Genomic DNA, 22,897 nt, shown 5'->3' with positions numbered 1-22,897 from the left:
ACTATGCCACTTTAGACTGCCCTTCTTCGGTAAGATAGATTTGATTATCTACTAATCGGACCAGCCCTTTTTGAGAAAAGCTTTCGATCACTTTTCTTACATCTCCCGATGTAGCATTAAGTTTATAGGCCAATACATCAAGGCTTATACTTGAAATACTATCCTCCAGCAAATCAGCCAGAGTTTTTGCAATTGTTAAGGATAACGGCTCGACAATTTTCATACAAAAAGATTTATACTACAAAATAAACAAAATTTTATATAAAACGGTTGCGCACGACTCATAAATATTTAATAATAGTTTCTGGTACGCTTTGTTTAAAATAAAATCCAGCTGTGACTTATCCCAGATGACTTAAAAATAAGTTCTTTTCTTACTTCATCCTAGTAGCTGAGGATTATTGTGTCATAAAAATGTGGAATAAGCTTTGTGAATCCAGAACTTGTTGACCATCAGATTACCTGTTTTTTGTTCATAATTCCTTCATTTAAACAAAACACAGGCTTGCAAAAGAGTTGATGGCTAATTTACCGGAATTTCAGAAGGCTTCCTGACATGGCTTGTAGGCTTGTTTAACCCTCATATTAAAAATACCGGTCTCAAGTAACATGGTTATTTTGTGCTTACTTTGAACAATAGCAAAGCTCAGGCTGATTGGTACTACGTAGGTGATGTTAAAACGCTTCCTGCCGGACAGAAAAATGGCGAAAGCTGGTATGTGAACAGTGGAGATGCGCGGTTAAACCAGACTTCATTACCAATGACTGTAACTAATTTATATGGAGAGAGTGCCCCGGAACAGACATTTTCAAATTCAGTTAAAAAGCAGCCTGTTTTGTTAATAGGGAATTATCCAAACCCTGCGGGTAGCCAGACTACAATTCATTATGTACTGGCCGAACAATCTCAAGTTAACATTTCGATTACAGATCTTCAGGGTAATTTGGTAAAGGATATTATGGGTAAAAGCCAACAAGGGGCTGGGATTTATGCCCTGCAGGTGAATATAGCTGATTTGAAGCCAGGGATCTATCTGTATGAGGTAAATACTAAAAATCAGAAGGTGCTGAGAAGAATGATAGTGAAATAGGTTATAGGTTACAAATAAAAATGAGGCTGCTTTTTTGGCAGCCTCATTGCTAATGTGTGATTATTTTAAATTTTGATTAGCCGTTTCTTGCAGCTTTTAATGGAGACTTCTTATCATCCGGTTTGGATTCAAAATCAACCTTGCTTTTGGCAGTCCCCATTTTACATTTTCCATCAAATTTTGCCCCCGCTTCTACTACTAGCTTGTTAGCAATTATATCACCAGAGATACTGCAAGTGGGTTTTAAAATAAGGACATCCGTTACTTCAACGGACCCTTTAACTTCGCCTTCGAGTTCTGCAACCTGGGCCAGAATATTACCATCTATGACAGCTGATTGACCTACGGCGATTTTTGATTTGGAGCGAATATTACCAATAATTCTTCCTTCTACTCTAAGATTGCCATAAGTATCTATATTTCCATTAAAAGTGCTCCCCTTACCAATGATATTATTGGAGTTGATAAGGTCCTGAGACACTTTATTATCTTTATGATTCTTAAACATAGCCATGCTTTTTATATATTTTACAAATGTATTCAATGAGGTTACCTTAAGCCAACTCTACTCTGCTAATAACATTATTAATGTTTGAATGGTAGAAGATAAAGATATTTAACTGAGTAAAAGCGTTCTTGGTATTAATTGGGTAACATTTTATACTCATCATATGTTCATTATTATTCTTCATTGAGTGAATCCTTTTTATTTGATGCATTAAGCTGCAGGCAGTACTTCATTAGAGGTGCTGATGCAAGGATTGAAGCTACTACCAATACAAGTATTGCAACAAATATTTCGTCGGTGATCAACCCAGCTTGAAGTGCAATTGCGGCTAGAATTACCTCTAAAGTACCATGGGTGTTCATGCCAAAACCAACTGCAAAAGCATCATATTTTGTAAGTCCGCCCATCCTGGCACCAAGTGTCGCACCAAATATTTTGAATATAAACGCAGTGATCAGCAACACCAGTACAATTTGTAGGTTAAAGCTAGAGATGAAATCAATGCCCAAGCCTATAGACACAAAAAATAGTGGAGCAAAAATATTGTTGATAAACTGATGAATGATCTCTTTTGCTCTTTCTGAAAGATGCTTTGAATCTCCAAGGGCTACTCCCATAATGAAGGCCCCGAAAATACTGTGAATACCCACATATTCAGTGAAAGCTGCTGCCAAGAAACATAATGCCAGAGAAAGTGAAAGCAAGCCACCTGGCCATGCCAGTCTTTTGTTGATCCATGGTAAGGACTTATTGATTAATCCTTTGCCAACCGTTAGCATTAAAATGGTAAAACCTATTGAGATCCATATAGTTCGGCCAAGGCTAAGTGTTTCGGAGGCGTTGCCCATCATATTCAGTATAACCGTAAAAATGATCCAGCCCAGGAGGTCTATGATCATTGCCGAAGCAATGATGAGCATCCCCATTCTCGTTTTGAAAATTTCGAGATCCATTAAGACCCGAGCTACCACTGGAAGGGCCGTTATGGCCATCATGGTACCAATAAACATGGCAAAGACCAGTTTCTTTTCTTCTTCTACATAGCCAAAGAGATCAGGAAAGAACCATGTAATAATAAAGCCAGCCACAAATGGTACAATCAGTGACATCATACTAACAGATAAGGCTTGCTTCCCTTGCTGCCAGACGATATGGAGATCCACCTCCAATCCTGCAATGAATAGCAGAAGCACTACAGCAATCTGAATGAAGCCATCCAATACCACAGCAGAGGCTCCAGTAGAGGGAAACAACAGGGCAAAAATTTCCGGGTTTACATTGCCTAATATAGTAGGGCCAAGTATTATACCGGCAAGAATCTCACCAACTACAGCGGGTTGGTTAAACTTACGCGCAAATTCGGCCATTAGCCTTGCGAAACTAAGTATAACTCCCAGTTGGATAAGTAAATTAATAACTTCGCTATGGTTAAGCTTATCCATTTATTTCTTTCTTGGGTGTAAAATGAGTAAATCGCAGGGCAGGTCTGCAAAGATATATTCCAGGTCATGGGGGAACATCCTGTCGAATATGCCTAATTTACGGTGTGGTGAGCCAACAACCAGGAGATCAGCATCTACACGGCTGCAAAATTTTGCGAGCTCAAAACCAGATTTGCCCGACATAACTTTGATATTTATTTTCAATCCCTCCGTATCCATATTTTCCAGTATTTTTTCAACATTTCGAATCTCATCATTAACCATGTTTCTGCGTGTTTCTGATAGCTCTTCCTCCGTAAGCTCACCACTTACCGACATTGCCAGGCCATAAAGTTTTATTTCCCGAACTATGTGGAGCTGTTTTGCTTTTTGCGATTTGCCAATATAAACACCGGCTCTTATAGCATCTATTGCGTAAGGGCTGTTTTCGGCATGAACTACAATTTTCTCAAATGGATCGCTCTCAGCGGAGGGTTCAGTGATCATTAATACCGAACAATCAGCTTTTCTTAATATTTTCCTGGCAACAGACCCCAGGTAGTAAGTAATGAAGTCTTCTTTTTTGAGTGCGCCGGCTACGAGCAGGTCTACTTTTTCTCGGCGGCAGGAGGCCAGTATTTCTGTTGCAGGGTTGCCAGATTCCCATACTACATGTACTCGGCCATTATTCAGCCCTGCCTGTTTCAGGTTCTCCTTCATAAACTGATCGTCCTTATCCGTATGTGTTCCTACGTGGATTAGTAACAATTCAGCATTAAATAGCTCCTGAGTTCGCTTTGCCTCAGCCAACAAGGTTTGCAGCCTGGGAGAGAAAGCTATCGCTATGGCTATTTTTTGAAACATTGAGCAGTTTTATTAAAATGAATTTAAATTGCAACTATCTATGCAAAGCCTAAAAAGGCTTTCGCCATTTTAAAATAGTCCAAAAATAATGGCCGTCAAAATAATTAATTTCATTTGCATCAATGGAGCATAAGAACAAAGATTTTTTTGCAAACGTCTATGAGGTAGTAAAGCTAATTCCTGAAGGAAGGGTTACTAGTTATGGAGCCATAGCTAACTATCTGGGTGTTAAAGGGAGTGCGCGCATGGTAGGTTGGGCTATGAATGCTGCACATGGTATGCAGGATGTTCCAGCGCATCGTGTGGTCAACCGTGAAGGACTTCTAACGGGTAAAAATCACTTTGACGATCCAAATGAAATGCAAAGATTGTTGGAGTCTGAAAATATTAAAATCAATAAGGATAAGGTTGTGGACTTCAAAGCCAGATTTTGGGACCCTGCCATTGAGTTGGCTATTTAAGAGAATCTCAAACCTTTTTTGTTATTTATTAAAGGGTGCTCTTCGTTTAAAAATTTCTGGGCTGTTCTTCGGTAGCGATAAATTTCCCCCAGATGGAATCTAAATATTGTTTTAAGCATGGATTTGGCACACTACTTGTTGTTATTTTAAAATTTCGTTTTTAGGCCGTCCCCTGCTAGGGACGGCCTTTTTGTGTTGTTAGAATATCACACCTTTGGATTTTATCTTGCCGTCCTATTGCTGTGTATTTTCTTCATTTTTTGATCTTTTGCTAAAGAAGCTAATATTAAACTTTGTAAATTACTAATTTTGAGGTTGTTGTGATTTTTTGAGAGAGGAGTATATAAGTAATTTTCCTCTAAAAGGACGAGCTGATTGAGTGTAAAATCAGACAAGATCGTTCTGGGAATTACCTTCTCAAATTGAGATGATATTTATAAAATAAATGCCCGAATTTGTCATATTGAGGGGTTTTTGTATTGGCATGCCTATTGATTATCAGTGAGTTAGTTTGGGTCAAACTAAAAGCTGTACACTGGTTTTAGTTGGTTTTAGCATGTACAGCTAGGCCGTCCTTTGGTTAGGGGCGGCCTTTCTTTTTATAGTTCTATTGCTTTGTCACTTGTTAGGCACACCCATCTTTGTTATGTGCTCTTTAACAGTGGATTAGGCGGTTTGTCGATAGAACCTTTCAGTTTTTAATTGCTCCTATTACCTTAGAGTCATTAAAGCCAACTATAGACAACGAATTATCCCCTGGAGCCAGGCCTTCAGGGGATTTTTTGTTTACAAGCGTGAAATGAGGGTATTGCATGCTGACTTTCATCTTTCCTCAAACTGCTACATCACCTTTCAGAAATAAGTAAATCAAATTGGTTTTTTTCTCTTTTTGGTTCGATTGAAGTGCTTGAATGACCCTGAATACTGGCTCAATCATGATTAACGACTGGCACGAGTGTTGTAATTCTTTTATCGGTTAGGTTGAACAAGCTGTTATCACTCGTTTTTAGTTGGTTTTAACGAGAAGCAGTAAAAAGCCATCTCTTGGTTAGGGATGGCTTTTTTATGCTTCAGCAAAATCTATATTTTGATAACCTGGCTTTACCTTCTGTCCGTATTTTACTCTCTATGTGTTTCCTTAAGTTCTCACACCATTTGCTTTTTATGTCTCGGCAAGTTTTTAGTGTCAATGATAGTTAGTGAATAAAATTTAAAGAGCTTCATTTTGGGATAACTTTCTCTTGAAGGGACAGTTGATGGCTATTTTTGCTGTTTTTAAGGTGTTTTAATAACCATTTTAGTTCTGGCATGAGTGTTGTAATTATCAAACTGGTTAGGTTGAAAAGAAGCTGTATCACTCGTTTTTAGTTGGTTTTAACGAGAACAGTTTTTGAGCCGTCCCCTGGTTAGGGACGGCTTCTTTTTTTATAAAGTAACAGCAATCCCACGAAGGTGATCCCGCCGTTGACAATCAGTATTTCAAAGCCGAATTTATAGCCATTCAGTAGCTCTTCAGAATTAATGTTTAGCCAGTAAGAAAGTGCTGGAGAGATGAGGCATACTATAGGAACTCCATAATCCCGTACTTGAAGTTTCGTAAATAAACCGAAGGAATATAACCCTAGCAAAGGCCCGTAGGTGTAACTTGCTGCTGTAAATACTGCACTTATTACGGCATCGTTATTTATTTTCTTAAAAAGAATAATCACCAAAAACATAAGCAATGAGAAGCCTAGGTGTACTATAAGTCTCGTATTCCTTTGTTTATGCTGAAATGCCAGAGTGGTTTCGTGTTCTTTAAAGTTGAGGAAATCTACGCAAAAAGAAGTGGTAAGTGCTGTGAGAGCTGAATCAGCACTTGAATAGGCCGCTGCGATTATTCCCAAAAGGAAGACTATGCCTGCAATGATATTGAAATGGTCCCTGGCCAGCATGGGAAATAGGTTGTCGGTTCTTTCCGGAAGAGGTATGCCATTGCTATTTGCATATATATATAGTAGCGCTCCCATCGACAGGAACAGTAGATTGGCAAATACAAGGATAATCGAAAACCAGAACATGTTCTTTTGTGCGTCACCAAGATTTTTACAAGTAAGGTTCTTTTGCATCATATCCTGATCCAGGCCAGTCATCACAATAGCAATAAAGGCACCCGCAAAAAACTGCTTGAAGAAATTCTTTCCTGTCTGCCAGTCCCAGAAAAATATTTGAGAATATTCACTTTCTTTGATGGCTGAGGTAATGCCGCCCAGGGAAAGGTTAAGGTCCTTGCTGATCAGGTAAATCACAATACTTACTGCAGAGAGCATAAATAATGTTTGAAGTGTGTCCGTCCATACGATTGTTTTTATACCTCCTCGGAAAGTGTATAGCCAAATGAGTACTATAGTTACTAACACGGTAACAGAAAAGTCAACATCCCAGGCATCAAACAGGAATATCTGCAGAACGCCAGCAACCAGAAATAACCTAAAGGAAGAGCCGATCACTCTTGAAAGCAGAAAGTAAAAGGCCCCGGTTTTATAGGACCAGAATCCGAAACGTTGCTCTAAATAACCATAGATGGAGATAAGGTTTAACCTGTAGTACATAGGCATTAATACTGTGGCTATAATCAGATAGCCGAGCAAGTATCCTAGTACCATTTGCATGTATGCAAACTGAGTATCAGCAACCCATCCCGGTACGGAAATAAATGTAACTCCGGACAGTGATGCTCCGATCATTCCAAAAGCTACTAAGTACCACGGTGATTGCCGGTTAGCGGTAAAGAAGGTGCTTGAATCGCTTCTTTTGGTGGTGATAAGAGAAATGGTAATTAATAAAGCAAAATAGACGGCAATTACAGTTATTACTAAAGTTGGAGTCATAAATCATGGAATATTCCGGCTAAAGTTGTAATTTTTTTTTACTTTTGACAACAAACTAAGGCTCTATATGGATTTCGGATATAAAGAAGAAGAACTTGTTGAAGTTTTAGATGATGTTGCAGATATCAAAGACCTCATGGTGTTCAATGATGATGTCAATACATTTGATCATGTGATTGATACATTGGTTCGTGTATGTAATCATTCAGTGGAGCAGGCTGAGCAATGTGCTTATATAATTCATTTTAAAGGCAAGTGTTCAGTGAAAAGAGGCCTTCTTAAAACCCTCAAGCCAATGCAGGAGGCAATTTGTGATGAAGGTATCGATGCTCGGGTTATATAATACTTAATGTAACTGCAAAATATCATTTCCTTAAGGCCTCTCTCGAGGTTGCCACAATTATATTTACTAATAATTCAGGATACTAGATAATCTTTTTGTTTATCGCGGTGTTACATATCTTTGAGGTTAGATATGGAATACCCTTCTAGATTAATTGAAAATGCGGTTGGAGAAATCTCTAAGTTACCTGGGATTGGGAAAAAGACTGCCTTGAGGCTTGTCTTACATTTGTTGAAAGAGCCGGAGGGCACTACAGCCGAACTTACGGAAGCACTTACAGAATTGCGGACCAAAATCAAGTACTGCAAGGATTGTCATAATATTTCAGACGATGAGGTGTGTAATATCTGCGCTAGCCACAGGCGTGATAGGTCAATAATTTGTGTGGTAGAGGATACTCGAGACGTTTTGGCTATTGAAAATACAGCTCAATATACTGGGTTATATCATATTTTAGGAGGAGTCATTTCTCCTATTGAAGGAATTGGCCCTTCGGAACTCAATATTGATCAACTGCTACAGCGTATAGAAAATAATAAAAATGAGGTAAAAGAGGTGATATTTGCACTTAGCCCTACCATGGAAGGGGATACTACTGCATTTTACCTTACCAAAAAACTGAGGCAATTTGGTGTAAAAATAAGTACCATTGCCAGGGGCATACCCATAGGTGGAGAGCTGGAGTATACTGATGAAATTACTCTGGGAAGAAGCATCTTGAGCAGGACGGCCTATCAGCAAGATTAATTTGTCTGATGTTTAAGGAATATCAGTCTTGGTCATTTTTTAATAAAATTATACTTCTCGCAACTTCTGTAGATCCAAAAGGCTTGATTTTGAATGAAGTACATCTATATGTCCTGATATTAAAAGTATTTCAATTTTGTGGTAAGTGAATGGTATAATCGATAATTTTGGCTCGTTTTTAAAATACAAACAAAAATGAGTGAATTATTAACCTTCCAACTGTCAGATCGCATTATGAATCTGGAAGAGTCCGCCACGCTAGCTATGGCGGCAAAGGCCCGTGAATTTAAGGCCCAAGGTATTGATGTTATAAGTCTTAGTCTCGGAGAGCCCGATTTCAAGACTCCTAAACACATACAAGAGGGAGCTAAACGGGCTATTGATGAAGGTAAATATTTTGCTTATCCACCCGTGCCCGGCTATCAGGACTTGAGAGAGGCCATAGCTAAAAAACTGAATGACGAAAATAAAATAGCTTACAAGGCTGAGAATATTGTGGTTTCTAACGGAGCAAAACAGTCTATTGCTAATGTTATGCTGGCACTACTTAACCCAGGAGATGAAGTTGTTGTGTTCTCTCCATACTGGGTGAGTTATTCTGCACTTATTGAACTGGCAGAAGGAAAACCTGTTTTTATTAAAGGAGGTATTGAAAATGACTTCAAAGCTACTGCCCAGCAGTTGAATGAAGCTATTACAGATAAGACAAAGGCTGTTATTTATTCTTCACCTTGTAATCCTACCGGCTCTGTCTTTACAAGAAAAGAACTGGAGGAGATAGCAGAAGTAATTAAGCAGCATGAAAACGTCATAGTTATTGCTGATGAAATATATGAGCACATTAACTATACGGAAGAGAAAGTAAGCATGGCTTCACTCCCTGGCATGATCGATCGCACTGTGACGGTGAATGGCTTTGCTAAGGGCTTTGCTATGACTGGGTGGAGAGTAGGCTACGTTGGTGCGCCGTTATGGCTTGCCAAAGGCTGCAACAAAGTGCAGGGACAGATCACCTCTGCCAATTGCTCTATTGCTCAAAGAGCTGCCCTTACTGCATTGACCAGTGATCTTGGTCCGACCAAGGAGATGGCTAGAGCTTATGCAGAAAGAAGACAATTAGTATATGAACTATTGAAGGAAATTCCTGGTATCAAAACCAATATGCCTAAAGGCGCTTTTTATTTCTTTCCTGATGTAAGTTCATACTTTGGGAAGTCAGCCGGAGAACTTAAAATAAACAATGCCAGTGATTTGTGTATGTACATTTTGGAAACAGCACATGTTTCTCTGGTTACAGGTGAAGCTTTCGGAGATCCTGATTGTGTAAGACTTTCGTATGCAGCATCTGAACAAGAACTCCGTGAAGCTCTAAAACGAATTAAGGAAGCTTTAAGCCAATTGTCTTAATGCCATATAAATCCATTGAAGAGATATTTGCTGCCTTTGATAAACTGAAGGTATTGATCATAGGAGATGTAATGGTGGATGCCTACATCTGGGGTGCTGTAGAACGAATATCTCCTGAAGCTCCCGTTCCTGTGGTTAGAGCTACGAAACGGGACTTCAGATTGGGTGGAGCTGCCAATGTTGCACTCAATATACAATCGTTAGGAGCTGAGCCAATCTTATGTGCGGTAGTGGGAGATGATGATAACGGAAAGCGTTTTATAGAAAGGCTACATGAAAAAAATATTTCATCAGAAGGCATTGTGTTTAGCACTGAACGGCCAACTACGGTAAAAACTCGAATCATGACTGCGCATCAGCATGTGGTGAGAGTGGATGAGGAGACGGATAGACTATTGAGCAAACAGGAAGAAGACCACCTTTGGAAGCAAATTAAACAAGTACTTCCAACTGCTGATGTTATTATTTTTGAAGATTACGACAAAGGAGTAATCAGTAAAAATCTCATTAAAAAGACAGTTGAGCTGTCAGAGAGTAATAACATACCCGTGGTGGTAGATCCAAAAAAACGAAATTTCCTTAATTATAAAGGGGTGACTTTGTTTAAGCCCAATTTAAAAGAGCTTAAGGAAGGTTTGAAGGTTGACTTTGAGAAAAATGATCAGGCTGAAATAGAACGTTCTGTTGAGACGTTGATTTCCAAACTAAACAGCCAGGGTAGTTTGATAACACTTTCTGAAAGAGGAGTGTATATTCAGTATGGCGGGCAGAAGCATTTGATACCAGCGCATATTCGTGAAATTTCAGATGTGTCTGGTGCCGGGGATACTGTAATTAGCATTGCCGCAATTGCTGTAGCTTTAAACTTATCACCTTTTCTTATTGCTGCGCTTTCTAACCTTGGAGGAGGGTTGGTGTGTGAGCACGTAGGTGTTGTTCCTATAGAAAAGCAGGCCCTATTGGAGGAGTCTAAAAAGCATAATTGGCTATAAATTGATTGGTAATTGGTAAACTAAAAACAAGCAGCCAGAAAATCGATTAAAAAAACACCCCGGAAGCGCCTTGGCCACCGGGGTGTTTTCGTGTCTATAGTTGGCTTTTAATTGACTCTAAGTACGTTGTTTTAACTGAAAGTAGAAAGCTGGATGAGATATCAGGTAATACAAGGCGATAAGTTACCTGATTTTTAGATTAGTATTCAAATTGCTCTTCCAGACTACCTAGCTTTTCCAGATCATTGACTATTTCTTTGTCCAGAGGAGTGTCTTTTATGACATTATAGTTGTCCCAGAATTTTTTGTTATACTTCTCATCCTGATACTGGAGTCCATATCTTTTCATTCTTTCAGTGCTTCCTATTCGCTCCGTTGGGTTGGGGTGTATCTTGTTGATTAGCAACTCCTGGAATAATTCAGTTTCAAACTTTAATTTATTGGTATTTTCATCATACCAATTGATTTTGGAAGTCAGGTTCATATAGCTAAGGTACATTTTGCCATCATACTCCTTAAAATCTATGACCTTCTTATCGCTAATGTATTTACTAACCAGGTTTTTTTTACGCCTGATGATGGCATCATTGTAGCTTCTTTCAAACTCCATTCTGATGATAGCATAAGTTTGAGTGGCTATATACAGCTTTAGGTGATAGTCAGCGTCAATAGAAACCACAAAGACGCGGTGTCCATTATAATATGATGTTCTCAGCCTTTTAAAGCTATCGAAAAACAACTGTTCTGATGGGAACTGCCTGTATCTAATGTTGTTATGCAATAGTAACTCTTCAAGCAGGTTGCTCTGGTCAAAATACTTCGTAAACTTATTGTTATACCCCAAACTTTTACGAACCTCCATAAGAGCTACGCGCTCTCTTAGTCTGTTTTTGTTTCTAGGTTCTTTATAATCCTCATCATAAATTTTTACAGCTGATTCTAATAATGAGAAATATATACCACCTACTTTTTTCAAATCACGGTAAAAGCCATCTAGTAAAAATGGTGTCATAGGGTAGTTTTCCTCTATCCTGTTAAGGGCAATGCTTACAATGTCACCACCATTTAGTGAGTCTTGGATCACCACTTCATCAAGCATTTGTACGGCCTTGTTAAGCCTGAAAATAACGGTGTCTTTTAGCAAAAGGTTTCTTATGGGCGCCTCCATATTTTCATAACCCAGCATGCTAATAACTAAAATTTCATTTTTAAGGTTGGATGGTATATGGAAATCAAATTCACCTATTGAGTTTGATATTGTGCCTATGGGTTTACCTCTTATACCTATAGAGGCAAAAATTAATGGCTCGCTTGTCTCCCGATCTACAATTTTTCCCGAAATTGTAATCGTAGACTGGGCATGCGCAAAAAAATGTATGACGCATAAAAGCAATGTGAGACATAAAAGCCGCATATAGTGATTTGTTTGTAAGCCGTGCCGGCTTTTAAAGGTCAAAGATGTAAACGAAACTGCACTTTGTCAATATTTGTTGTTATGATAACTATTTTGAAAGGGGGATATTACATCTTATAATTTGAACTATTCTTAATTAACGCATCTTTTTCTAAAAATATATAACTAAAGAAATTTTTAAATCATCTCTAATATAAGTTTGAATGCTTAAATTAGTATAATAAAAGTATTAGCCTTTGACTATAATTGAGAAGATACCGAAGATTTGGAAGATAGCTTATTTGCTAATCTGTGGTTGGTATGCTATCAACTATGCTGTGAGTTCTATTATTGAATGGCAGGCTTTTAGACCTTACACAACTTCAGTTTTATGGAATGGTTTTTACCTGTTCGAAACTGTATGTATACTGGTAGGACTCACATTTATATATACCAACTGGTTGTTTAAGTTCAAAGTTCCAGTGCAAGTGGTAGGGCACCTCTTCGGGGTGTTTTTTTACTTTATGTGTATCAGCTACCTCTCTTATTATTTTGATTATTATCTTGATGGGCTGGTTTATTTCGACGATTGGAAGGAGTACATGCTTGATCTCCTAAGTTGGGATGCTATGCGGATCTATGATCAATATCTGATAACAGTTGCAGTTTATTACATCATTAAATACTTTGAGAGTCTTAGGCAGAAAGAGCAGGAAAAGAGTGAGTTGGCTCTTAAAAATAAGGAAATGGAACTCTCGTTGCTTAGGTCTCAGATCAATCCTCATTTTTTATTCAACACACTGAACTCTATCAGTACACTCATTAGCACCAGTAAGGAAAAGGCACGGAAAGTTATTACGCAATTATCTGACGTATTTAGGTATGCACTTGATTCTCACTCAGGTGATAAGGTAAGATTAATCCATGAACTTGACTTTATTGAAAATTATATCAAAATTCAACAAGTGAGATTCGGTGACCGTTTAAAGTATGAACTTGATGTTGAACCAACTTGTCTGAGTGTCGGTATTCCACCGATGGTATTACAACCTTTGGTGGAAAACTCAGTGAAATATGGTATTGCTCCTAAGGATGAAGGAGGTACTATCAAGCTTATGGTGAGAAGGATAAGTGGGGGTATATATTTTGAGATAAAGGATGATGGACTTGGGGTAAATGCTAAGAAGGTTTTGGATGGCAATTCTACAGGTGTGGGGCTTAAAAATTCTGATAAAAGATTAAGGAGTATTTATGGAAAATATGCAGGTTTGCACATTAATGCACGTCAGGATGGCTACACAGTGAGCTTCATTTTACCCCCTGAACAAGAAGAGCAAAAGGTGGAGACTAATAGAGCACTTGAAGCAGTATCAGCTTGATTAACTAAAAATGAACTGGGTTGTTGCAGTATAGTAATATGACGTATTGTTCTAATTTCTTACTGATTCTGGTTTGAGGAAATACTTTAACCAACATGACCAATAAACCCATTGATAAATAAATTAAAACCATACCATGAAAATAGATTGCCTGATAATAGATGATGAGAAATTAGCCCGTGATTTGCTGGTAGAATTTCTTGAACCTTACCCCGAAGTTGAGGTCATTGGCCAATGCTCAAAAGGAAAAGATGCTGTTGAGAAAATCGATAAATTAAAACCAAAACTGATTTTTCTGGATGTGCAGATGCCGGGCATGGACGGCTTTGACGTGTTGGAGGCGATCACTCATAAACCTTATGTTATTTTTACTACGGCCTATGATCAGTATGCTATTCAGGCTTTTGATAAGAATGCAGTGGATTATGTGCTTAAACCTCTTGATGAAGAGCGATTTAAATTGGCGATAAAAAGGGCTACAGAGCGCATAAAAGCAGAGCAAACCAATGTAGAGGATTTATTGATGAATATTAAATCGGGCGGTGAAGAAAGTAAATATTCAAGCCACCTGTTCGTGCAAAAATCAGAGAAACTGCTCAACTTGGAGGTTAAAGACATTGTGCATCTCGAAGCTTCCGGTGATTATACTATATTAACTACAAAGAATGATCAGTATTTGAGCTCTTCAGGTATAGGTAAGTTGGAGGAAAAGCTTAACCCAGATGTATTTATAAGAGTACACCGCTCTACTATTATCAATCTTAATTATTTAAAAGAGATAGAAAAACACTTTAATGGTGGCCTGATCGTAAAAATGGAAAATGGAAAGAGCTTCCCTGTAAGTAGGACCTATGCCAAGCAGATACGTAAGAAAGTAGTTTAATTAACTTCTAGCTTTTCTTTGATTAAACTGGCTTCAGGGGCTGTAGTAAGGTCTGTGGCTGCCATATAGGTGGCTATATAAGTGGCAATATCACGGCCCAATTCTTCTACATTTAACTTGTCAAGGTGTGTGAGTATGGCAGCTTTGTCTTCTGCAATATCGCCACTCATACCCATATAAGAAGGTATACTTCGTTGAATATACAACCTTAGAAAACGTATTTCCGGATTCTCCTCGTCAGCTTTCACCGCATCATTGAGGAGCTCCTGAGCATTTTTTAGATAAGAAAATTTGTTTAGGGGGTTCCAAGAGTGCTTTGCCATTAGCGATTCCGCTGCTGCCTGGTAGGCTTGAATCAATGGTGACTTATCATTGAGACTTACAATATAATTATAGTATTTCTCACACTTGTTAAAATTGAAATCCGTATAAAATAATTCATTCCTGATATTTTTGATTACATCTAAGGATTGAGACCGGGCAGTTAGCGAAATGCCGCTAACAAAAAATATTAAAATAATTACCGCTAAATTCTTCACTAATAAAACTGTGTGGATAAGCATTTCAAACGTTGAAAATTTTGCAAAGTTAAGTTTAGGGGCGATTTTTTTTGACTTTTATCTAAAAACTTTTAATGGAACTTTGAATAGGTTTGGAATTCACGAAATAAAAACGGTTTTGCCATCATGATTAATTTATTAGATTTGCCATTCGTGCAAAAAAACGAATAATAAATTATGCAGACGCTCAACGATTTTCTTGTTCTTATTGATAGCTACATAGGCAGTGCTGTTTGGTTTCCATACGCACTATTAGGAACAGGATTATTCTTTACCTTCTATCTTGGTTTTCCTCAACTGAGATATTTTGGTCACGCTTTAAAAATTGTGAAAGGGAAGTTTGATCGAACAGGAGATGAGGGGGATGCATCGCATTTTCAGGCTCTTGCAACAGCTCTTTCAGGAACAGTGGGGACAGGTAATATTGGTGGTGTTGCCCTTGCTATACACCTGGGAGGTCCTGCAGCCTTGTTTTGGATGTTGGTCACTGCTTTTTTAGGGATGACTACAAAGTTTGTGGAGGTGACACTCTCTCATAAGTACAGAGAAAAGGATGAAACTGGGCGTATTGCAGGTGGGCCAATGTACTATATGAAGAATGCTGAATTCAAGCTTTTTGGGAAAAAGTTGAACCTTGCCTGGTTGGGTGGGATCTTCGCTTTTGCAACAATCTTATCTTCATTCGGTACTGGGAACCTTCCGCAGATCAACCAGATCGCAAGCTCAATATTCACCTCCTTTGGTATAGAACAGTGGATAACAGGAGCTGTACTTGCAGTAATTCTAGCACTTGTAATCCTTGGAGGTATCACCAGAATTGTAAAAGTGACTGAAAAGTTGGTGCCCTCAATGGCGATTATTTATTTCATTGGTGCTTTGGCCGTTATCGCTACAAACTATGAAAATATTTGGCCATCAATAGTTTCGATCTTTTCTGATGTGTTTACTGGATCAGCTGCTGTAGGTGGATTTTTAGGGGCAAACCTAGCGTTTGCATTTAACAGAGGTGTAAACAGAGGACTGTTTTCTAATGAGGCGGGGCAGGGATCTGCACCTATTGCTCACGCAGCAGCAAAAGCTCATGAGCCGGTTTCAGAGGGTATGGTGGCAATATTAGAGCCTTTCATCGATACAATAGTTATATGTACTCTTACAGGTTTAGTACTTCTTTCTTCTGGTGCATGGAAAGATAAAATGCCCAACCAGTTCGAATATACTGAGCTTGATGTGCTTACTTCTAAGTTTGATGAAAATAAGCCAGAAGATAAACAAAAACTTTATGAATATCTTGTTGAAGGGCAAGGTATGACACAATATACAGGTGAGTTGAAAATTGAGAATGGAGTGGTAATGAGTGATGTTACGTTAGTACATGCCCGTTCTATCGCTGATAATGTGAAAGTTTATAATGCCGATGGTCTATATACGGGTACGCTGGAGGTGGCTAATGGAGATGTAATAGACCCTAGTAGTGCAGTTGTTTTTGAAGGAGAATCCCTTGTGCATAGTGCACCTCTTACCATTGAGGCTTTTAAGAGAAGTTTTCTCGGCGATTGGGGGCAGTACATTGTATCATTAGGATTGGTTCTTTTTGCTTTTTCAACAGCTATTTCATGGTCGTATTATGGTGATAGAGCTACAACTTATCTTTTTGGCAGCAAATACATTGTTTATTATCGACTGCTATATGTCACAGGTTTCTTCTTCGCTTCATTTGCAGATACAACAATTATTTGGACACTATCAGGTATAACAATCGCATTGATGACGCTGCCTAACCTTGCTGGTATTTTACTATTGCATGATGAAATGAAGAAGACAGTAAAAGACTACTGGGTTGATTTTAAAAATGATTGGCCAGGTGAAAAAACTCCTGAATAAAAGGGTAAACTGGATTGAACCGGTAAGGAGAAATTAAAATTTTACTTTAACCCTGATCTTATCCTGATCAGGGGTACCGTTACGCAAAGCAGGGCTCCATTTGGGGCCTTCTTTGATTAAGCGAATGGCCTCCTTGTTAAGGACTGCACCCTGACCTCTTACAATCCTGAAGTTAATAAGATCACCTGTGGGAGTTACTTCAAACTCAACCACTACCTTGCCTTCCCGTCCATTAATGGGCTTGGCATTTTCCTGAAGATAATTTTTAAATGATGACTTTCCCCCTTCAGGGCTTGCAGGTACTATGTCAGCCCTGTTGTCCTTGTCCATTTCTATTGTCTGTACAGAATACGCTAATGATCTTTGCTCTCTTTCCACATCCATAGCTGTTACCACTACCTCCGATAGTTGAGTTGCATCCGGCTCCATTTCAATGTTTACCACGCTTTGGCCGGCTGCATTAATCTCTTTAGGGTTTAACCCAATAAAGGAGACCACTAACGTAGGGTCTGTTCCCTGCGGGATATTTAATGCATAATTACCTTCAAAATCCGTTACCGTACCTGTTGCGGTACCTTTTATGATCACATTTACACCTGGTAGGCCTGTTCCATCATCGGTAGAGGTTACTTGTCCTCTTACGTTTTGGGAGACTGATTCCTCTTGTGTTGCACTACGAAGCATTGCTTTACTTTCTTCTCTTTTTTTCTTGGCCTTAGAGACAGCTCTTGGATTTTCTGTTGCCTGAACCCCCGCAACTTTACCTTTCAACGCCTCTTCAATTTCAGGATCCGGTACCTCATCAGCAACCACTTCTTCAACCATCTCGATTTCAACATCCTCATAAGCAATATGATCGACATCTTCGGTCATTGCCAGCTCTTTCTCAACTTTTGTCAGTTCGGCGGGCTCCTCTTTTGCTTCTACTAAAGGCTCTGGTTCCATGGCCATGTCTGCACCAGGCTGTTCAACGATTTTATTATCTGTAGTAATAGATGGTTTTTGTCGCTCAGATTTACTTTCTCTAGCTTCTGTATCTGCTTCTTTTTCTATTTCCTTCTTATTTAAAGCTATTAGGCTATCCTGAATAGGTGCAGGTTGCGGGGTAGTTCCACTTTCTGAGATACCTGTATTGGGCTTTACTTTCTCCTCAACCTCTGATTTCGCTAATTGCTTTGCAGGATTAAAAAAATCTATATTAAATAATATCGCCGTCGTAATGGCCAATAGGGCAACCGAAGCAGCTATTTTAATCCAGATTATAATGTTTCGTTTTGGCTTCACCTCATGATCAATCTTTTGCTTTAGCAGAGAAAGGTCTTGTTGCATTGTCGATGTTCCTACCTCTTCAAAACCTTCCATAGCTTCTGCATCGAAGTCAGAATTGAGCATGAGCTTTTCTACCTCATGCATTTCTTTATGACTTAGTCCTCCATTAAGGTATTTTTCAATGACCTTGGGAGATAGTGTGCTTCCAATATCGTTTTTTCTATTGCTCACTTTTTGTTTCCATACAGTTCTTTAAGTTCCTCTTACCATTTTGAATATAGCTTTTAACCTTTTTTAGTTCAAACCTGGTAAGTATCTCTATTTCTTTATACGATTTACTTTCAAGGTAAAACAACTGAACGCACTGCTTCTGTTCATTATGTAGTTCTTCAATACATTTTTCCAGCCTGCTGAGGTCATCCTCTAGAGCTGGCTCATTATTATGATGCATGATCAGTGTGTTTTCCATATTCATTTCAGAAATATCTACGACAGTTCTTTCACTCTGGTATTTTTTTGACCTTAACTTCATCAGGCAATGATTCTTGCTCAAAACATATAACCAGCTTTTAAAATTCTCAACCTCATGTTTCTTTAAGGAATCCGTGAGTTTTTCAAAAACCTGCATTACGGCATCCTGACTTTCTTCTCTATTCTTTAAATACTTTAGACAAACACCATAAACTAGGTGCATGTAATTGTTGAAGAGTCTTCCGGCATATTCCATATTCCCCGTCTGCTTATACAGGTGTATAAGTTTCTTCTCTTCAGTATGTGAGGCTGGGGAATTTGACATCTCAATAGTGACTAAGTTCCTAATCTAAAAAAAAATCATAACAGTTTATGGAATTCCGAAAACGCCTGCATCATGATAGTGAAGTTTTTACCAAAAATTAAGAATTATGAAAAGGATCGGAATATTTATCATGTTGCTCATCATATCATATGTGATGTATGCTCAGGAAAGGGTTGTTACAGGAACTGTGACAGCTACTGAAGGTGGAAGCCCGCTGTCGGGTGTTAATGTAGTGCTTAAAGGGACAACCACCGGAGTGATTACAAATATAAATGGGTACTATAGCCTGAAGGTATCAGGAACAACTCCAATACTGGTGTTCTCCATGATAGGTTATGTTACTAAGGAAGTTAAGGTTGGCTCAAAGACAGAGATAAATGTAACCATGGAACCCGATGTAAGGAAGCTTGAAGAGGTAGTGATAACAAATAAGAGAAAACCCGGAAAAGAAAAGAAAGATATGAGTTACGCTGTTACCCGGCCTGCTGATATGAGCGGAGCGCCTGTGATGTATGAGACAGAAAGTTATCCTGTTCATAATACTGAGGAATATGATGCCATACATGAAAATATCTTTCATGGAGCATTGAAAAATCCCTTATCAACCTTTTCAATAGATGTAGATGCGGCCTCATACAGCAACATGAGGAGGTTTTTGAATAATGGCCAGCTTCCGCCCAAAGATGCGGTACGAATTGAGGAGATGATCAATTACTTCAGCTATGACTATAAGCAACCTGAAAGTACCGATCCTTTTTCGGTCAATACTGAGATTTCAACTGCACCCTGGAATAATCGGCACAAGCTGGTACACATAGGCTTGCAGGGGCGTAAAATACCTACTAAGAACTTACCTCCATCAAATCTTGTGTTCTTACTGGATGTATCTGGGTCTATGAATGCAGCTAATAAATTACCCTTACTCAAGTCCGCATTCAAACTGTTAGTGGATGAGCTAAGGCCTCAGGATAATGTGGCGATTGTAGTGTATGCCGGGGCTGCGGGACTTGTACTTCCATCGACAGGTGGTGATAATAAAGAAACCATTCTTAATGCCCTCAATAAGCTGGAGGCCGGAGGTTCTACCGCTGGAGGTGCCGGTATTCAACTGGCCTATAAGGTGGCTAAAGAGCAATTTAAGAAAGGTGGTAATAACAGGGTTATTCTTGCAACTGACGGAGACTTTAATATTGGAGCTTCAAGTAATGCGGAGATGGAGCGACTAATAGAAGAGAAGCGTAATGATGGTATTTTTCTTACCGTACTTGGTTTTGGTATGGGTAATTATAAGGATTCTAAAATGGAAACCATAGCAGATAAGGGGAACGGAAATTATGCATACATTGATAATATCCTTGAAGCGAAAAAAGTGCTTGTGAATGAGTTTGGAGGAACGTTATTCACCATTGCTAAAGATGTGAAAATACAAGTGGAATTTAATCCTGCAAAAGTAAAGGCTTACCGCCTGATTGGTTATGAAAACAGGGCTCTGAAAAATGAAGATTTCAATAATGATAAGAAGGATGCAGGAGAGTTGGGAGCAGGCCATACCGTTACTGCATTGTATGAGATTATTCCTGTAGGTGTAGATAGTCAATTTGATCCTATCGATGATTTGAAATACCAGGAAAGTAAAATTTCTTCTGAGGCTATGAAGTCAAAAGAACTGATGACTATAAAACTTAGGTATAAACAACCTGATGGAGATCAGAGTAAATTGATAACCCATGCATTGCTGGATAGCCATGTAAACATAGAGAAAACTTCAGATAACTTCCGTTGGTCTGCAGCTGTTGCGGGATTTGGTATGCTACTTCGCGATTCTGAGTTTAAAGGCAATTTGACTTATGATGATGTGATTAAGATGGCCCAGTCTGCTAAAGGAAAAGATCAGGAGGGGTATAGAATAGAGTTTATAAATCTTGTGAAGTCAGGCTTGTTATTAGCAAGAAAGTAGAGGGGAAATAGCCTGAAAACAAAAGAGCGCTAAAAAGTTAGCGCTCTTTTGTTTTGTGATAAATTTCAAAATTAACCTTAGTAAAATTGAGTTTTAACTAGTTTCTTTCTTTTGTTAACCATTATCGTGCCAAAATAAGGAAATGCCCAAAGAGGATAATTAGGTTAAATGTGAAGGGACAGGGAGCGTAGTTTTGTTCATATTTGAACATAAGGTGAACAGAAATAATTAAAATTTCTCATTTTATGGGTTACAAATTTTAAAAGTTAAGGCATTAAAATCTCATTTGAATAAAAAATTATTTGGAAAGAGTTCTGCTGGTATTTAAATTATAGGCACTGGTTTTTTATTCTATATTGCACTTTGTTTTTTAAACTATAATACTCACCGTTGTCGCGTTTTAGTTGCTTTGTTGCGTTAATTTTGATTTTAATCTCCTTGCAGGGTACTGCTCAAGGGAAGCTTAAAATATCTGGAGGTATCAATGCCACCGCCATGAGGTATGGTGTTTCAGGTATTGAGGCTAGGAGAGATCCGTTTTATTGGTTGCTTTCAGGTAATCTCACCTTTTCATACAAAGGAATTTCTGCGCCATTTTCAGCTACAATTAGTCAGCAGGATCAAAGTTTTCGATACCCTCTGCCCTTTAATCAGTTTGGTATAAGCCCGACTTACAAATTTGTAACCCTTCATTTGGGGTACAGGAGTATGCAGTTTTCTGAATTTACCTATGGAGGTAATATATTTCTTGGAGCGGGTATAGAGGTATCCCCGGAAAATATACCTGTTAGGGTAAGTGGTTTCTATGGCCGTTTGGCCAAGGCTCGATTGGAAGGGAATATAAATGATCTGGAATTTGGGTTGCCTTCATTTGAGCGATGGGCATATGGCAGCAAAGTGACCCTTGTGCAGAAGAAGGGAGAAGTAGATATTATTTCATTTAGGGCCAAGGATGACAGGTATTCAATTAATGATTCAATTACGGCGGAATTGGGTATCACACCTTCGGAAAATTTAGTGTTGGGGCTGAATTTGAAAAGGGAAATTTTAGAGAGAGTAAGTTTTTCCGCTGAGTATGCTTTGAGTGCTTTTACTTCTGACATTCGTTCACCAGAAACGGAGCTGAGAGACTATAAATATGCTGAGAATGTTGGAGGTTTATTTACCCCAAGAGTGTCTTCTCAATTCAACGGAGCATATAAGGGTGAATTGGTATATAGCGCAAGTAGTTTTCAGTTTGGTTTGAAGTATAGACGAATAGATCCGGAGTATAGGACTTTGGGGTCGCCTTTTCTCATAAACGATATTGAGGATATTTCCGGCACAGCGGGTTGGCGCATGTTTAAAAGAAAACTTAGTCTATCTACCAGCGCTGGCGTTCAACGGAATAATTTAAATGGAGATCAGGAATCGGATGTCCGTAGGTTTATTGGATCCCTTAACTCTTCTTTAAGTCTGGCTAATGGTGTCAATGTTACGGCAGGCTATAGCAATTTTAGTACAAGTTCTACTCTTACGCAATTTTTTCAACAATCAGAGTTTGACCAAATCGATACCTTGCTATACCTTCAGGTTACCAATAGCATAAACAGCAGTATTAGCTATAATTTCGGCAGTGAGTCAATTAAGAAAAGTTTGTCATTAAATGGTAGTTACCAAAATGCCGATGATAATCAGGATAACCTATCCGTTTTTTATAATGGTAACGTCGGGTATACAGTTAATTATACAGAGAGAAATTTAAACCTGTCCACCAATTTTAATGTAAACAGCAATGAAGTTAATGGTGTTGAGAGTCTTTCGGGAGGTCCCTCGTTAATGGCTAGTCGTTTGCTGCTTGAGAAACTTCTGAGAGTTTCAGTATCATCATCATTGATCCAATCTTATAATCAAGGCAGTTTAATTAGTACAAATATCATAGCACGATTAAACGGCTCATTGAAATACAAGCAAAAGCATGTCTTTTCTATGGATCTTTCACTTCTCAGGCGAGAGGCGAATGTTGAAGGAGTGCCCTCCTTTTCGGAATTCAGAGGAGGTATAACATATAATTTTAATTTTTCTAACTGATTAAA

Annotated in this window: 20 protein-coding genes; 11 read left to right on the top strand and 9 right to left on the bottom strand. The window is 38.6% G+C overall.

Translation table 11 applies throughout. The annotated features are described in order from the left end of the window. Position 1: 1 nt before the first annotated feature. Positions 2-223: a hypothetical protein gene (locus JMN32_RS09720; RefSeq protein ID WP_202856123.1), complete on the bottom strand. Its 222-nt coding sequence runs from the start codon at positions 221-223 to the stop codon at positions 2-4. Positions 224-620: 397 nt separating this feature from the next. On the opposite strand from JMN32_RS09720, the gene JMN32_RS09715 reads away from it, so the two are divergent. Beyond that, positions 621-1,091 (top strand): T9SS type A sorting domain-containing protein, encoded by a 471-nt coding sequence (locus JMN32_RS09715; RefSeq protein WP_202856122.1) that lies wholly within the window; start codon positions 621-623, stop codon positions 1,089-1,091. 76 nt (positions 1,092-1,167) lie between these two features. Here the strand turns inward: JMN32_RS09715 and JMN32_RS09710 are convergent, their stop codons facing one another. The 3 genes from JMN32_RS09710 to JMN32_RS09700 form a co-directional block, all read right to left on the bottom strand. Then, positions 1,168-1,599 carry a bactofilin family protein gene (locus JMN32_RS09710; RefSeq protein WP_202856121.1) on the bottom strand — a complete coding sequence of 144 codons (432 nt, stop codon included), beginning with the start codon at positions 1,597-1,599 and terminating at the stop codon, positions 1,168-1,170. A gap of 173 nt (positions 1,600-1,772) precedes the next feature. Then, positions 1,773-3,041, bottom strand: coding sequence for a cation:proton antiporter (locus tag JMN32_RS09705; protein WP_202856120.1), 1,269 nt, complete (start codon positions 3,039-3,041; stop codon positions 1,773-1,775). Beyond that, positions 3,042-3,884, bottom strand: coding sequence for a universal stress protein (locus JMN32_RS09700; protein WP_202856119.1), 843 nt, complete (start codon positions 3,882-3,884; stop codon positions 3,042-3,044). It abuts the gene before it with no gap. 122 nt (positions 3,885-4,006) lie between these two features. On the opposite strand from JMN32_RS09700, the gene JMN32_RS09695 reads away from it, so the two are divergent. Beyond that, positions 4,007-4,345 carry an MGMT family protein gene (locus tag JMN32_RS09695; protein WP_202856118.1) on the top strand — a complete coding sequence of 113 codons (339 nt, stop codon included), beginning with the start codon at positions 4,007-4,009 and terminating at the stop codon, positions 4,343-4,345. Between the two features lie 1,406 nt (positions 4,346-5,751). Here the strand turns inward: JMN32_RS09695 and JMN32_RS09690 are convergent. Beyond that, the gene (locus JMN32_RS09690; protein WP_202856117.1) at positions 5,752-7,215 is read right to left on the bottom strand and encodes a sodium:solute symporter; all 1,464 of its coding nucleotides are present in this window, start codon (positions 7,213-7,215) and stop codon (positions 5,752-5,754) included. Positions 7,216-7,282: 67 nt separating this feature from the next. Here JMN32_RS09690 and JMN32_RS09685 point away from each other — a divergent pair, with 67 nt between their 5' ends. The 4 genes from JMN32_RS09685 (at position 7,283) to JMN32_RS09670 (ending at position 10,704) form a co-directional block, all read left to right on the top strand. Continuing rightward, a complete protein-coding gene (locus tag JMN32_RS09685) occupies positions 7,283-7,558 on the top strand; it encodes an ATP-dependent Clp protease adaptor ClpS (RefSeq protein WP_202856116.1) in 276 nt (91 codons plus the stop codon). Positions 7,559-7,690: 132 nt separating this feature from the next. After that, positions 7,691-8,305 carry a recombination mediator RecR gene (gene recR, locus JMN32_RS09680; RefSeq protein ID WP_202856115.1) on the top strand — a complete coding sequence of 205 codons (615 nt, stop codon included), beginning with the start codon at positions 7,691-7,693 and terminating at the stop codon, positions 8,303-8,305. 195 nt (positions 8,306-8,500) lie between these two features. Further along, positions 8,501-9,712, top strand: a complete 1,212-nt coding sequence (locus tag JMN32_RS09675) for a pyridoxal phosphate-dependent aminotransferase (RefSeq protein WP_202856114.1) — start codon at positions 8,501-8,503, stop codon at positions 9,710-9,712. Then, positions 9,712-10,704 (top strand): bifunctional heptose 7-phosphate kinase/heptose 1-phosphate adenyltransferase, encoded by a 993-nt coding sequence (locus JMN32_RS09670; protein ID WP_202856113.1) that lies wholly within the window; start codon positions 9,712-9,714, stop codon positions 10,702-10,704. Before JMN32_RS09675 ends, JMN32_RS09670 begins: the two co-directional genes overlap by 1 nt. 199 nt (positions 10,705-10,903) lie before the next feature. Here JMN32_RS09670 and JMN32_RS27815 read toward each other — a convergent pair whose 3' ends face one another. Next, entirely contained in the window at positions 10,904-12,118 is a 1,215-nt protein-coding gene (locus JMN32_RS27815) for a carboxypeptidase-like regulatory domain-containing protein (protein WP_202856112.1), read from the bottom strand. A gap of 236 nt (positions 12,119-12,354) precedes the next feature. On the opposite strand from JMN32_RS27815, the gene JMN32_RS09660 reads away from it, so the two are divergent. Both JMN32_RS09660 and JMN32_RS09655 read left to right on the top strand, forming a co-directional pair. Next, positions 12,355-13,476: a sensor histidine kinase gene (locus tag JMN32_RS09660; RefSeq protein WP_202856111.1), complete on the top strand. Its 1,122-nt coding sequence runs from the start codon at positions 12,355-12,357 to the stop codon at positions 13,474-13,476. Between the two features lie 136 nt (positions 13,477-13,612). After that, positions 13,613-14,359, top strand: coding sequence for a LytR/AlgR family response regulator transcription factor (locus JMN32_RS09655; RefSeq protein ID WP_202856110.1), 747 nt, complete (start codon positions 13,613-13,615; stop codon positions 14,357-14,359). On the opposite strand, the gene JMN32_RS09650 is transcribed toward JMN32_RS09655, so the two are convergent. Continuing rightward, positions 14,356-14,898: a hypothetical protein gene (locus JMN32_RS09650; protein ID WP_202856109.1), complete on the bottom strand. Its 543-nt coding sequence runs from the start codon at positions 14,896-14,898 to the stop codon at positions 14,356-14,358. The genes JMN32_RS09655 and JMN32_RS09650 overlap by 4 nt on opposite strands. Positions 14,899-15,096: 198 nt before the next feature. Between JMN32_RS09650 and JMN32_RS09645 the strand changes: the two genes are divergently transcribed. After that, positions 15,097-16,800 carry an alanine/glycine:cation symporter family protein gene (locus tag JMN32_RS09645; protein WP_202856108.1) on the top strand — a complete coding sequence of 568 codons (1,704 nt, stop codon included), beginning with the start codon at positions 15,097-15,099 and terminating at the stop codon, positions 16,798-16,800. A gap of 33 nt (positions 16,801-16,833) precedes the next feature. Here the strand turns inward: JMN32_RS09645 and JMN32_RS27635 are convergent, their stop codons facing one another. Both JMN32_RS27635 and JMN32_RS09635 read right to left on the bottom strand, forming a co-directional pair. After that, positions 16,834-18,300, bottom strand: a complete 1,467-nt coding sequence (locus JMN32_RS27635) for an energy transducer TonB (protein WP_202856107.1) — start codon at positions 18,298-18,300, stop codon at positions 16,834-16,836. Continuing rightward, positions 18,290-18,865 carry an RNA polymerase sigma factor gene (locus tag JMN32_RS09635; protein ID WP_202856106.1) on the bottom strand — a complete coding sequence of 192 codons (576 nt, stop codon included), beginning with the start codon at positions 18,863-18,865 and terminating at the stop codon, positions 18,290-18,292. Before JMN32_RS09635 ends, JMN32_RS27635 begins: the two co-directional genes overlap by 11 nt. A gap of 106 nt (positions 18,866-18,971) precedes the next feature. Between JMN32_RS09635 and JMN32_RS09630 the strand changes: the two genes are divergently transcribed. Continuing rightward, entirely contained in the window at positions 18,972-20,822 is a 1,851-nt protein-coding gene (locus JMN32_RS09630; RefSeq protein ID WP_202856105.1) for a vWA domain-containing protein, read from the top strand. A gap of 423 nt (positions 20,823-21,245) precedes the next feature. Then, on the top strand, positions 21,246-22,892 hold the full coding sequence (locus JMN32_RS09625) for a hypothetical protein (RefSeq protein WP_202856104.1): 1,647 nt from the start codon (positions 21,246-21,248) through the stop codon (positions 22,890-22,892). The last annotated feature ends 5 nt before the right edge of the window (positions 22,893-22,897 follow it).

Source organism: Fulvivirga marina (assembly GCF_016775155.1).
In the GTDB taxonomy this organism is placed as follows: Bacteria; Bacteroidota; Bacteroidia; order Cytophagales; family Cyclobacteriaceae; genus Fulvivirga; species Fulvivirga marina.
The sequence above is the reverse complement of the archived record's forward strand: the minus strand, read 5'-3'. Positions and strand labels throughout refer to the sequence as shown.